This is a genomic window from Providencia zhijiangensis, from assembly GCF_030315915.2.
GTDB lineage: Bacteria > Pseudomonadota > Gammaproteobacteria > Enterobacterales > Enterobacteriaceae > Providencia > Providencia zhijiangensis.
This window is the reverse complement of sequence record NZ_CP135990.1, coordinates 493,522-507,827: the sequence shown is the minus strand read 5'-3', so window position 1 is coordinate 507,827 and position 14,306 is coordinate 493,522. Positions and strand designations below refer to the sequence as shown.

Here is a 14,306-nt window from a genome sequence, read left to right as displayed (position 1 = left end):
TTTCCAACAGGCAAATCCGGCTTCACTTTAAGTCCAATTAATTCACAAGCGCTTACTTTTTCACATCTCCAGAATAGCCGCGTTAATTTTTACTATTAGGAATAGATTGAATGAGCTCCACGTCTTTAACGGTTAAAAAAAAGCTAGCTAACGGTTTTGTTATCTTCACGGCCATCTGGTCATCAGCCATTATGCCTGTTATCCCAAGTTATGCAAAAATGTTGGATAACAACGACCTACCATCATTGGCCAGTGAAAATAACGTCACAGAAGATAATACTGAACGTTTGGTCGCCGAATACAGTAAGACACTTGGTTCATTCCTATCCCAAAACAAAAACGAGCAAAACTTGTCGGATAAAGCGCAAAACTATGTTCGCAATAAAGTGGCGAGTGAAGCTACTAAAGAAATTGAAAATTGGTTATCCAAAGCGGGTAATGCCAGGCTCAATATTAATATAGATAAAAATTTCTCCATTAAGAATTCACAGCTAGACTGGCTGATCCCTTGGTATGACCATCCCAAAGCCCTGCTATTTACCCAGCACAGTATTCACCGTAGTGATGAGCGATTGCATACAAACAATGGGATCGGTCTACGCCACTTCGATGAAAAAAATACCATTGGGATTAACGCTTTTATCGACCACGACATCTCACACGCACACACTCGCGCGGGATTAGGCGTGGAATACTGGCAAGACTACCTAAAATTTAATGCCAATGGCTATTTGGGCTTAACCTCATGGAAAAGCGCTCCAGAACTCAACCATGATTATAACGCGAAACCCGCTCATGGCTGGGATGTCCAAATCGAAAGCTGGCTTCCTGCTTATCCACAACTGGGCGGAAACCTAAAATATGAACAATATTATGGTGATAGCGTTGCTCTATTTGGAAAAAATCAACGCCAGAAAAACCCGAGCGCTGCGACTATCGGCGCTCACTGGACACCATTCCCATTATTCACATTGAATGCTAATCATAAGTTTGGCAGTAAAAACCGATCCGAAACTCAAGCCAAACTTCAATTTACGTGGATTTTTGGTAAGAGCCTAGCCCATCATTTAGATCCAACCAAAGTAGCAGAAGCGCGTCGCCTCTCGGGGAATCGTTATGACTTTGTGGAGCGTAATAACAGCATTATTCTTGATTACCAAAAGAAAACGCTGCTGAGCCTGTCATTACCAACCAAAATTCAAGGTGAAACCGGGCAATCTATCCCATTGGTCAAATCCTTCACCAGCCAATATCCACTCAAACATATTGAATGGAACGCCCCTGAACTTCTGGCTGCGGGAGGTTCAATTAGCTCAACCGATCACACTGCAGTTCTGATCTTACCGTCCTATAAGACCGCCAAAACCACACAAGATGCCCAAAAAGCAAACCGCTATCGCTTGCGTGCAATAGCCTATGACGTAAACGGAAATACCTCTCCAGTGGCTGAAACATTGGTTGAAGTGACCGATTCTGGCGTCCTCAGCATTAACCCTCGCGATATCACATTTTATGGAAAAGGGTTAGCCAATGGTAATGACATCAACGGTCTCTCCGTCATTGTCAGAGATCCCCACGGTAATACCGCACCCAACGCAAAAGTCGTCTTTGTCTTACCCAACACACTCGCGCTAATTGCTCAAAAAGCCAATACAGCAGCCCGCCCAGATATCCAACGCGACCTGCGTAAAAAAATGCAGGCGATGAAAGTGGCTAAACCAGTGGAATACACCACAACAACCAATGCGAAAGGCGAAGCGCAGGTGCAATTTACCTCACAAATTGCAGGCGCCTATGAAATCACTGTCTACACAGGCAATCATCCGCCAGTGAAAACCCAAGTCACTTTCATACCAGATGTAGCGGAGGCCTATGTCCATAATTTTACCGTCTCCCGTCCCGCGGTAATTGCAGATGGTATCTCGGCCCATTCAGTAAAAGCGCTGATTACAGATAAGAATAAAAATCCTATCCCCAACCACGAAGTCAATTTTTCTGCCACAAATGCAAAAATCGTCGATAAAGCCACAACAAACGAAAACGGCCTTGTGGAAGTCACATTAACCAGCGTAAAAGCGGGAGCCAGTGAAGTGACTCTCTCTATCAACGGTCACAGTGAAACAAAAGTTGTTGAATTTATAAGTGGCAAAGCGTATCAAATCGCCATTCTAGAAATACCTGAAGTGTACGCAGGCAGAGAAAGCCAAGTGGTCTTCCAGATACGTGATAATCAAGGCAATCCGATTATTGATGCCAATAATGACGCAACCATCACCATCGATCAAAAGGTGAGTTCAACACCAATTTGGGGCATTGATGTCGATAACGGTACCTATGCTGCGAAAGTTTATGGACTACAATCCGGCGAGCACACTATCCAAGTCGCGATGGACAATATCGTCTCCCTTGAACGAACCTTCACGACACGCGAAGCGGGTACCATACAATCAAGTTCGACAGATGGCAGCGGTCCTGATGGTGCTTTAGGTGTTATTGCCAGCATTGACATAGACATCAATCCTAACCGTACGAACTTTAAATCTGGCGATAATCCACTCATTATCGTCACGTTAAAAGATAGCTTTGGTAACGCAATTGAGAATGTGGATTTCAACCATCTTCATCTTGGCAATATGAAAGGAAAAGATCTGGCTTGGCGCGATGAAGGGCACAGTGACTATGTGGTCAACCTCCCCTTAACCACCATTGGCGATCTTGATATCACCGCAAATATTAACGGTATATATAGCCCTAAAACCGTTTTGACTGTATATCACAATAGCGGCACTTCAAAAATTGACCACGTGGCGTTAAGCGTCATCAATCCGACATTAAATGCCGGCGATAAGCCAACACTAAAAGTGGAACTGACCGACGGCAACGGTAATACCGTCACTGGCGTTCAACAACTTGATATTATTATCGATAATCAAACGCATACCCTGCCAGTGACACAAAATCCAGATGGCAGCTACACGGTCGAACTTCCCGCGCAGCACAGTGGCAGCAAAAATATTCAGGTCACCGTCAACGGCAAAGACTCCAACCAAGCGACTATTACCGTACAAGCACCAAAACCAATCCCTGCTAACACCACAGGCAAGGCAGGTGAACAAGGGGTTCTGGCAAGCGTGGCTTTAAGCAGCGGCGCCCTCACCAATCTCAAATCTGGTGATGCACTGGCGTTAACCGTGACAGTTCAAGATAGCTTTAAAAACCCATTAACCGGTCTGGCGTCGGCGATCGCACTCACCCACGCTCAAACAGGCACTGTGACGTGGAAAGATAATCAAGATGGTACCTACACCGCTTCACTGGTGTTAAGTAAACTGGGTGCTGATACCTTGACGGCAACAGTGAATACCGTGAGCAGCCAAGCAATCACCGTCAACGTTACGAACCTGACAGGTCACACGGGCGTGCAAAACGTGGTGATCACCCCAACCAACACAACCCCGAACGCCGGTGCTACACTGACGTTGACGGTTAAACTGACTGACAGCAACGGCAACGTCGTCAACGACGTGAAGCAACTTGACGTTATGATTGCTGGAACAAAACAGCCCCTGTCTGCCACCCAAAATCCGGATGGCAGCTACACGGTCGAACTTCCCGCGCAGCACAGTGGCAGCAAAAATATTCAGGTCACCGTCAACGGCAAAGACTCCAACCAAGCGACTATTACCGTACAAGCACCAAAACCAATCCCTGCTAACACCACAGGCAAGGCAGGTGAACAAGGGGTTCTGGCAAGCGTGGCTTTAAGCAGCGGCGCCCTCACCAATCTCAAATCTGGTGATGCACTGGCGTTAACCGTGACAGTTCAAGATAGCTTTAAAAACCCATTAACCGGTCTGGCGTCGGCGATCGCACTCACCCACGCTCAAACAGGCACTGTGACGTGGAAAGATAATCAAGATGGTACCTACACCGCTTCACTGGTGTTAAGTAAACTGGGTGCTGATACCCTGACTGCCACCATCAATAAAGTGAGCAGCCAAGCAATCACCGTCAACGTTACGAACCTGACAGGTCACGCGGGCGTGCAAAACGTGGTGATCACCTCAACCAATAACACCCCGAACGCCGGTGAGATACCGACGCTGACGGTAAAACTGACCGACAAGAACGGCAACGTTGTTAACGACGTGAAGCAACTTGACGTCACCATTGCCGGAACAAAACATACCCTCCCAGCCACGCAAAATGCAGATGGCAGCTACACGGTCGAACTTCCCGCGCAGCATAGCGGTAGCAAAAATATTCAGGTGACCGTCAACGGTAAAGACTCCAACCAAGCGACCTTAACCGTCCAAGCACCAACGCCGATGCCAACGAATATCCATGGCAATGCGGGTGAGCAAGGAGTGCTGGCAACGGTCGAACTGACAACGGGCTCGCTGGCCGACCTCAAATCTGGCGATACCTTGGCGTTAACCGTGACGGTTCAAGATAGCTTTAAAAACCCATTAACCGGTCTGGCTTCGGCGATCGCACTCACCCACGCTCAAACAGGTACGGTGACGTGGAAAGATAACCAAGACGGTACCTATACTGCTTCACTCCCTCTGACGAAATTGGGCAACGATACCTTGACGGCAACAGTGAATACCGTGAGCAGCAAGGCGATTGCATTTAATGTCGTAAACCTGACGGGTCACACGGGCGTGCAAAACGTGGTGATCACCCCAACCAACACAACCCCGAACGCCGGTGCTACACTGACGTTGACGGTTAAACTGACTGACAGCAACGGCAACGTCGTCAACGACGTGAAGCAACTTGACGTTATGATTGCTGGAACAAAACAGCCCCTGTCTGCCACCCAAAATCCGGATGGCAGCTACACGGTCGAACTTCCCGCGCAGCATAGCGGTAGCAAAAATATTCAGGTGACCGTCAACGGTAAAGACTCCAACCAAGCGACTATTACCGTACAAGCACCAAAACCAATCCCTGCTAACACCACGGGCAAGGCAGGTGAACAAGGGGTTCTGGCAAGCGTGGCTTTAAGCAGCGGCGCCCTCACCAATCTCAAATCTGGTGATGCACTGGCGTTAACCGTCACGGCTCAAGATAGCTTTAAAAACCCATTAACCGGTCTGGCTTCGGCGATCGCACTCACCCACGCTCAAACAGGTACGTTGACGTGGAAAGATAACCAAGACGGTACCTATACTGCTTCACTCCCTCTGACGAAATTGGGCAACGATACCTTGACGGCAACAGTGAATACCGTGAGCAGCAAGGCGATTGCATTTAATGTCGTAAACCTGACGGGTCACACGGGCGTGCAAAACGTGGTGATCACCCCAACCAACACAACCCCGAACGCCGGTGCTACACTGACGTTGACGGTTAAACTGACTGACAGCAACGGCAACGTCGTCAACGACGTGAAGCAACTTGACGTTATGATTGCTGGAACAAAACAGCCCCTGTCTGCCACCCAAAATCCGGATGGCAGCTACACGGTCGAACTTCCCGCGCAGCATAGCGGTAGCAAAAATATTCAGGTGACCGTCAACGGTAAAGACTCCAACCAAGCGACTATTACCGTACAAGCACCAAAACCAATCCCTGCTAACACCACGGGCAAGGCAGGTGAACAAGGGGTTCTGGCAAGCGTGGCTTTAAGCAGCGGCGCCCTCACCAATCTCAAATCTGGTGATGCACTGGCGTTAACCGTCACGGCTCAAGATAGCTTTAAAAACCCATTAACCGGTCTGGCTTCGGCGATCGCACTCACCCACGCTCAAACAGGTACGTTGACGTGGAAAGATAACCAAGACGGTACCTATACTGCTTCACTCCCTCTGACGAAATTGGGCAACGATACCTTGACGGCAACAGTGAATACCGTGAGCAGCAAGGCGATTGCATTTAATGTCGTAAACCTGACGGGTCACACGGGCGTGCAAAACGTGGTGATCACCCCAACCAACACAACCCCGAACGCCGGTGCTACACTGACGTTGACGGTTAAACTGACTGACAGCAACGGCAACGTCGTCAACGACGTGAAGCAACTTGACGTCACCATTGCCGGAACAAAACATACCCTCCCAGCCACCCAAAATGCAGATGGCAGCTACACAGTCGAACTTCCCGCGCAGCATAGCGGCAGCAAAAATATTCAGGTGACCGTCAACGGTAAAGACTCCAACCAAGCGACTATTACCGTACAAGCACCAAAACCAATCCCTGCTAACACCACGGGCAATGCGGGTGAGCAAGGAGTGCTGGCAACGGTCGAACTGACAACGGGCTCGCTGGCCGACCTCAAATCTGGCGATACCTTGGCGTTAACCGTCACGGCTCAAGATAGCTTTAAAAACCCATTAACCGGTCTGGCTTCGGCAATTACGCTGGCACACCAACAAACGGGCACAGTGACGTGGAAAGATAACCAAAACGGCACCTATACGGCCTCACTGGAGTTAAGCAAGCTGGGCAGTGATACACTGACCGCAACCGTGAACGCTATAGCGAGCCAACCTACTTCGGTCACGGTTGAAGCTCAACAAGGTAAAGCATCTGTGACCGCTGTTGAGTTACATGCCCAGCCTACGATTATTACTGCGGGACAAAGCACAACACTCACATTCACGTTACGTGATAAACACAATAATGGTGTCGTAAAAATCCCGTCTAGTGATATCAAATTAGAAGATAACAAGCTGGCCTTATCGAATATCCAATGGCAGGAGCAAGGTAATGGCGTATACACCACCAGCATCATGTTCAGTGAGGTTAGAACACATAGTTTAACGGCAAGTATTGGTCAGTTTACAGAGACAACCAATGTCATCGTTAATTCACCTACGGGTAAAGATGCCGTGAAGACAATCGCTATTGCACCGATCGCCAACAGTGATGCAGGACAGCCATCATCAATATCTATTGATTTAACAGACCAATATAAAAACTTGGTTAAAAATGTCAGCAGCAGCGATATCAGCATGACAATTAATGGGCAGAAGCAGAATATTCTATTTATAGAAAATAGTACCTCAAATAAATATACCGCTCAGCTTCCTGCTTCTAAAGCTAACCGCTACAAAATAGTAGTGGAAGTCAATGGACAATCAGAAACTACCGAGTGGGTTGTCAACTCACCTATAGCGATCCCAATTTCCTCTTATACTCAAGACGGGTTAAGGGGGTCATTAGAGACGATTTCTATTACCCACAATGCTAAAAATCACACTGTTAATTCAGGTGATAAAGTCACTCTTAGTGTCGAACTAAAAGATAAGTTCGATAACCCACTGACGGGCGCAGCTGGCTCATTGAAATTATTAACCAATTTACATTCAGCTTCTGCTTGGAAAGAACTCAGCAGTGGTCTATACACCCAAGACCTCACCATGGACAAGCTAGATAAGCAATCTATTGCTGTAATGGCAGATAAAATACTCAGCAATAAACTTGAGCTAACTGTTACCCCAGCCAAAGGCGCGAATCATATCCATAAAACCACACTTGAAACCAATGTAAGTACCATTGAGGCAGGTAAAGAAGTGATATTGACATTAACCTTAACGGATATTGTTAATAACGGTGTTATTGATGTCGATACGAAGGATATTCAACTTAGCAACAATGGGAAACCAACCGTCGCTACATGGGCTCATTCTCAAGATGGCATTTATACCACTAAAATTCGCTTAGATACTGCTGGAAATTACCAATTTAAAGCTTTGGTAAATAATCAATCGACCCCGATTAAAGCTGTAGATGTGACCGCGCCAAGAGGAGCAAACGTGGTGAACACTGCACAAATGACCGCAAATGCCGATGCGTTTAATGCAGGTGAAAAGGTTGAATTAACGTTAGTGCTGAAAGACCAATATGGCAACTTAGTGGCTGACGTCAAGGGGGCTGATATTGCCTTAAAAGATAGCCATTCAGTAGAAACGATCAACAGCAGCAAGATTGTTTGGCAAATGACATCTACAGGCGTGTATAAAACTGCCTTACCATTAACCAAAGTCGGTAAACATACATTAACTGCGACAGTTAATAAGAAAAATGCCGATACAAACGAAATCACAGTAAAAGCATTAAAAGGCACTAGCCATGTTAAAGCGATTCAATTAGCCACGACAGAAACGTCAATTAATGCAGGTGAAAGTACCTCGTTAACTCTGACCTTACTGGATAGCTATGGCAATGAAGTGTCCGATGTTAAACCGAGCGATATTAAGTTCAAAAATACCGATAACACCATTACCACTACCGCATCGTGGGTAAAATCACCGTCACATGAGAGTGTTTATACGGCTAGCGTCACATTAGAAAAAGTGAAAAAACACACTTTATCAGTTGATGTGAATAGCCAAACAAAAAATATCAACATTGATGTGAAGCCACTAGAGGGTGCCAAACATGTGGCGAGAGTTGAGTTAAATATGTCAGCAGCGGCCAGACTAGGGGCAAATACGCCACTCATATTGCAACTGAAAGATAAGTTCGGTAACGAGGTCAAGCATGTTGTAAGCCAAGACATTCAATTAACCAATAACGGCCAAGTAGAAAATATCACGTGGACCGAAAATTCTCAGGGGCAATACACTGCAAATTGGTTATCGACCAAAGTCGGCAAACATCAGTTAGACGTGGTCGTTAATGGTAACCGTTTGCCAAAATCTATCGATATTGAATTGACGGCGCCTAAAGGTGCAGAAAATGTTGATAGCATTAAGATAGACATTTTAGATACCTCGGATGCTGGAGATACCGTTAAATTAACACTCAAATTACAAGATAAGTATGATTTCGATGTTATTGATGTCAATCCAAGTGATATTACTTTATCGAGTGATAAACAGGCTTTATCTTCATTAGCCTGGCACGATGATAAGCACGGAAACTACTCAACCGATATTAAGTTTGATAAAGCTGGCAAGCATACCTTAACCGTGAATATCAGTAATTCAGCCAAAACAACGGCTAAAAAAGAGATCATTATCAAAGCGCTTCCACCTGTTTTTGGCAACGGGAAAAGCGAACTCTCTATTGATACCGATTCAGTTGAAGGTAATGGTAAAGATAAAGCAACAATCACCTTAAAATTGATTGACCAAAATAACACTCCAATTTCCGGTATAAATCCAACGCTCACCATTAGTAATAGTGCCTTTGGTAACACGGTTATGAAGGAAACTTCGGCATCCGGTATATATACCGCCACTATATCAAACTCAAGTGAAGGTAAAGTCATTGTCACTCTTGATTCTAATTCAATTGGTTATGTAGGAACGAAACAAGAAATTGATATCTATTTCTATTCTTTCCAAAATATTAATTACCCTCTCAATTCAGTGACTAACCAACAATTTATTAAGTTTGGTTACCAAAATGATGATTATTCTGATTATACATGGGAGAACAGCTATCCTGACGTGATAGGTATTAATAGCACTTCCTCACTTTATATAAAGGGAAAACCAAAACCTCAAGAAAATGTCATAACGTTAATCGCTAGACCGAAAAACAATACCCATCAACTTAAGGCAATACGCGCAACGATAACAATAGATAAATTTATCTACAGTTCAAAGGATACAACTAAAAACCAACACATTGTTGATCAATTATGCAAAAACGAGGGGGGCAGACTTGCCACAATAGATGAAGTAAAAGGCTTATATAAAACCCCTTCAAGAAAACTAAATCTACTCATGAATGCGTCTATATATGCGCAGAGACACTGGATAGATAGTAATAGTGGATATATATTTGATGATAAAGTTAATTACCCTACACCTGAAGTCCCTGCCGACTACTCGCTACCAGTAGTATGTACTGTCGATTATTAGCTCTCATCCCCGCTTCGGCGGGGATTTTTTATGGCTATATATTTTCTGCGATTGAGCGTTCTAGCCCCCTCAAGCCCCTGCTTTCACCCCATCCCAATCCAACCCAAATTTGGCTAAATACTTTCGCAGCCTATCTGCATCATTCGGTTGCTTTTTCTGTTGGCGAGAAACCGCAAATAGTGTGCGTCCCGCTTCAGACAAGGAAGAAGATTTCCTGCACACATCCAGTACTGTGGCCAACTGCTGCTGCTCAAATAGATCGATTTCCCCCACTTGTTCAGGAAGTTGTAGCTTAGATTTTGGCTGCCACTGCTGGCTTAAGCGCTGAATTTCTTCCTCTACCACTGACTGGGTGATACGCCCATGTTCCGCGAAGGTTGCCATACGGGAAATTGAAGCACCTAATTCACGGAAATTACCACGCCATGCGGCTTGAGGGGAGCAAGCAAACTGAACATAGTGTTGACGAGCTTCTCTATCAAAGCGGATTTGGCTCTGCTCCGCTTGGCAGAATTTTGCCAATTCATAATCGATATTCGGCTCAATATCTTCACGGCGATCCGCCAGCCCCGGCAACGCAAATGTCCACATATTAATACGGGCGAATAAATCTTCGCGGAATTTCCCCTCTTCCACCCACTCGGCAAGGTTGCGATGGGTTCCTGCAATCAACTGGAAATCGCTTTGAATTTCACTGTCTGACCCGAATGGAAAAAAGCTTTTTTCTTCAATGGCTTTCAATAGCATTGCTTGCTCATCAAGACCCAATTCGGCAATTTCATCCAAAAATAAAATTCCGCCATCAGCTTCTTTCAATAGCCCTTGGCGTGGATTAAGCGCTCCCGTAAATGCACCCTTCACATGCCCAAATAACGTAGACATTGCATTATCACCACGCAAAGTGGCGCAGTTGATCTCCACAAAACGCCCTTTAACTTGGTGGCGTCCTTGGCGCAATTGATAAATTCGCCGAGCGAGAAAAGATTTCCCTGCACCCGTAGGGCCATTGAGCAAAATCGGTGCTTTAGAACGCAGTGCCACGCGCTCAATCTGCTCAATCATGGTATTAAACGCCCGATTACGGGTGGCGATACCCGCCTTTAAGAACGCCAACTGAGTCTGTTGCTGGCTTTCAAAGCGGCTGGTGATCTGCGCATAACAGCTTAAATCGAGGTCAATTTCCGCATACATACCCACCGGATCGGTTTCCCGCTCCCCACGAGTCGGTGAAGTTTGGATCAATTTTGCGGGCAAATAATGGGCTTCAGTTAGCAAGAACCAACAGATTTGTACCACGTGGGTGCCCGTGGTGATATGCACCAAATACTCTTCGTTTTCCGTATCAAAAGGGTAGTCCGCAGAAAAATCCAGCAATGAAGTGTAGACCTCTTCAAAATCCCATGGATCCGCAATATCCACCTCACGCAGCACTACCTCCGTTTTTGGTGATGCCTGCTCAATATCCTCTTTCACGCGACACGCTAGCGAGTAATCGTTCACCTGATGGATAAGCTCAAAACGGTGAATATCTAAATCTACTTGTTGGCACAGTCCCACAGTAGGGCGCCATTTTTTCCAGCGATTGGCTTTTTTACCACGACGGTCGAGCACGGTACCCAATACGCCAATAACCACTTTTCTTTTTTGATTCATATTTATAAATATTTATAAGTTGAGATATAAAAATATATAAATAAGCATAATTCACTCCGTTCAACAATGGCACCGAAAAAATCACAAAAATAATTAAATGTTAATTATCAATTAATTAAAAATATTTAATGGCATTTTTAGAAAGTTGGCACGCATCTGGCAATAGTCTGACTGTCCACTACCGGAATTTGTCAGAACTTCAGTTCTACCGGTGCAGACATGGTGGCTAGCCCCACTTCATGGTCTGTATTCCGCCGTTGGTAAGACCTATCTGGTAATAGCATGCGCTATCGGGTTCGAGTCCCGGCATTCAAAACCAAATGAATAAAACGTGGTTGCCGTTTCGCCACACAGTGTTATCCGAGTCATCGCACCGGGCATTGAGCAAAACAGTAGACAGCCGTATGGCGCTCGATTGTTTCCCTCATCGCTTCGTCGATGATTTCGATAACACCTCTATAAATAAAAAGGAAAATAACAATGACAAAAATTAACGTGGCACAGGGATACATTGCACTGACATCAAACAAAGGCGATTTCAAGCAATTGTTCGTGGCTGGCGAACATCGCCTCAATGATTGGTTTAATAAACTGACGGTTTCTATGTTTGAACTGAATAATGACCCAATTGAAGAGAAACTTGCTGAGCATTTACGCCAGTTTCATCCTGATTGGATTGAAGAATACTGCGTGAACATCACTCTCGCAGATGATGAAATGGGCTTTGTTTATTTGCATAACAGCCTGACGGAAATTTTAGCGCCCGCAACGCGCCGCCTGTACTGGAAAACTGGCAATTCGTTACGCATCGAAACCCAATTGACTGACGATGTGGTTATCAACCCAACATTACTGGCGCGTTTAGCGGGTAAAAAACGCATCAAAGGTACCGATCTGGCCTTAATCAGCCAAGTCCCTGCATGGCATGTCGGTATATTTAAGTTGGATGGCGAGATCCAGTCAGTTTTACAACCCGGCACTTACGGTTACTGGAAGATTTGTCGTAAGCCTGAAGTTGACGTATTTGATACGCGGTTACAGGCATTGGAAGTTAGCGGCCAGGAAATCTTGACCAAAGATAAAGTCACTTTGCGTGTTAACTTATCGGCAAACTGGCGCTATGCCGACATTTTGTTGGCGTTATCCAAATTGAGCCAACCAGTGGATTATTTATATCGCGAGCTGCAATTTGCCCTGCGTGAAATTATCGGCACACGTACTTTAGATGAACTGTTGGAAAACAAGCAGTTAATCGACCAACTGATGATGGAGCATGTGGTACAAACCTCCCTCACCTTCGGTTTAGAAATCGATAGCATTGGCGTGAAAGACATTATTTTACCAGGAGACATGCGCACCATATTGTCTCAGGTTGTAGAAGCCGAAAAATCGGCGCAAGCCAACGTGATCCGTCGCCGCGAAGAAACCGCTGCCACGCGCTCACTGTTAAATACTGCCAAAGTGATGGAAAACAATCCCGTTGCCTTGCGTTTAAAAGAGCTCGAAACCTTAGAAAGTATTGCACATCGAATCGACCAAATTTCCGTTTACGGTGGATTGGATCAAGTATTAAACGGATTGGTAAAAATTAAGGAATAACAATGAATAACAATAACTTTAACCAAATCATGCAACCCAATAGTGCGCCAGTAAAAATGTGGACTCACGGAGTTCCAGTTGATCCTGCAGCAGTGACCCAGTTGCAAAACACGGCAAAAATGCCGTTTATCTTTAAACACCTAGCAGTGATGCCAGATGTGCATGTCGGTAAAGGCTCCACCATTGGGAGCGTGATCCCAACTAAAGGAGCGATTATCCCTGCGGCGGTTGGTGTGGATATCGGGTGTGGGATGATTGCAGTGCGTACATCATTAACTGCATCGGATTTGCCAGATAGCCTGCAAAATATCCGTTTTGCCATTGAAGCGGCGGTACCTCACGGACGAACCACCCATCGACATGGTCGAGATAAAGGCGCTTGGCATCGCGCCCCTGATATTGTGGATACCCACTGGGCGCAACTGGATGAAAAGTTCAAACGCATCTGCGATAAATACCCAAAACTGCGTGGAACTAACCATTACAATCACTTAGGAACGCTGGGAACGGGAAACCACTTTATTGAGCTGTGTTTGGATGAGCAAGACCGCGTTTGGGTGATGCTACATAGCGGGTCTCGCGGTGTGGGAAATGCGATTGGTAACTTGTTTATTACCTTAGCGCAAAAAGATATGCAGCAGCATATCGCCAACTTGCCAGACCGTGATTTGGCGTACTTCCAAGAAGGAAGCCAATATTTTAACGACTATATGGAAGCCGTAGGTTGGGCGCAGGATTTTGCTCGCCATAACCGTGAAGTGATGATGCACCGCGTACTGGAAGCGCTATCGAAAGAAATCACCAAACCGTTTATGACGCAACAAGAAGCCGTAAACTGCCACCATAACTATGTGCAGAAAGAGCAACATTTTGGTGAAGAGATCCTAGTAACCCGAAAAGGGGCGGTATCTGCCCAAAAAGGGCAAATGGGGATTATTCCAGGTTCAATGGGAGCCAAAAGCTTTATTGTTCGCGGTCTAGGAAACGAAGAGAGTTTTTGTTCATGTAGCCACGGCGCAGGACGTGTAATGAGCCGAACAGAGGCTAAAAAACGTTTTTCAGTGAGCGACCAAAAGATAGCGACGGCGCATGTTGAATGCCGAAAAGATAGCGATGTGATTGATGAAATTCCAATGGCTTATAAAGACATTGATGCAGTTATGGCAGCCCAATCGTCGCTAGTAGAAATTGTGCATACGCTACGCCAAGTGGTATGTGTGAAGGGGTAAT

The 14,306-nt window shown here is 45.6% G+C and carries 4 protein-coding genes; 3 read left to right on the top strand and 1 reads right to left on the bottom strand.

Annotated features, from left to right (window positions below):
- Positions 1-110: 110 nt before the first annotated feature.
- A complete protein-coding gene (locus QS795_RS02210; RefSeq protein ID WP_318626799.1) occupies positions 111-9,824 on the top strand; it encodes an invasin domain 3-containing protein in 9,714 nt (3,237 codons plus the stop codon).
- Positions 9,825-9,893: 69 nt separating this feature from the next.
- Here the strand turns inward: QS795_RS02210 and rtcR are convergent, their stop codons facing one another.
- The gene (gene rtcR / locus QS795_RS02205) at positions 9,894-11,477 is read right to left on the bottom strand and encodes an RNA repair transcriptional activator RtcR (RefSeq protein WP_318626798.1); all 1,584 of its coding nucleotides are present in this window, start codon (positions 11,475-11,477) and stop codon (positions 9,894-9,896) included.
- A 480-nt stretch (positions 11,478-11,957) separates the two neighbouring features.
- Here rtcR and QS795_RS02200 point away from each other — a divergent pair, with 480 nt between their 5' ends.
- Both QS795_RS02200 and QS795_RS02195 read left to right on the top strand, forming a co-directional pair.
- Entirely contained in the window at positions 11,958-13,076 is a 1,119-nt protein-coding gene (locus QS795_RS02200; protein WP_286271150.1) for a slipin family protein, read from the top strand.
- Between the two features lie 2 nt (positions 13,077-13,078).
- Positions 13,079-14,305: an RtcB family protein gene (locus tag QS795_RS02195; RefSeq protein ID WP_286271149.1), complete on the top strand. Its 1,227-nt coding sequence runs from the start codon at positions 13,079-13,081 to the stop codon at positions 14,303-14,305.
- Position 14,306: the final 1 nt, after the last annotated feature.

What these genes read in the sequence shown, in the direction of transcription:
- QS795_RS02195 (WP_286271149.1), top strand. Translation starts at nt 13,079, where the DNA reads ATGAATAACAATAACTTTAACCAAATCATGCAACCCAATAGTGCGCCA.
- QS795_RS02210 (WP_318626799.1), top strand. Translation starts at nt 111, where the DNA reads ATGAGCTCCACGTCTTTAACGGTTAAAAAAAAGCTAGCTAACGGTTTT.
- rtcR (WP_318626798.1), bottom strand. Translation starts at nt 11,477, where the DNA reads ATGAATCAAAAAAGAAAAGTGGTTATTGGCGTATTGGGTACCGTGCTC.
- QS795_RS02200 (WP_286271150.1), top strand. Translation starts at nt 11,958, where the DNA reads ATGACAAAAATTAACGTGGCACAGGGATACATTGCACTGACATCAAAC.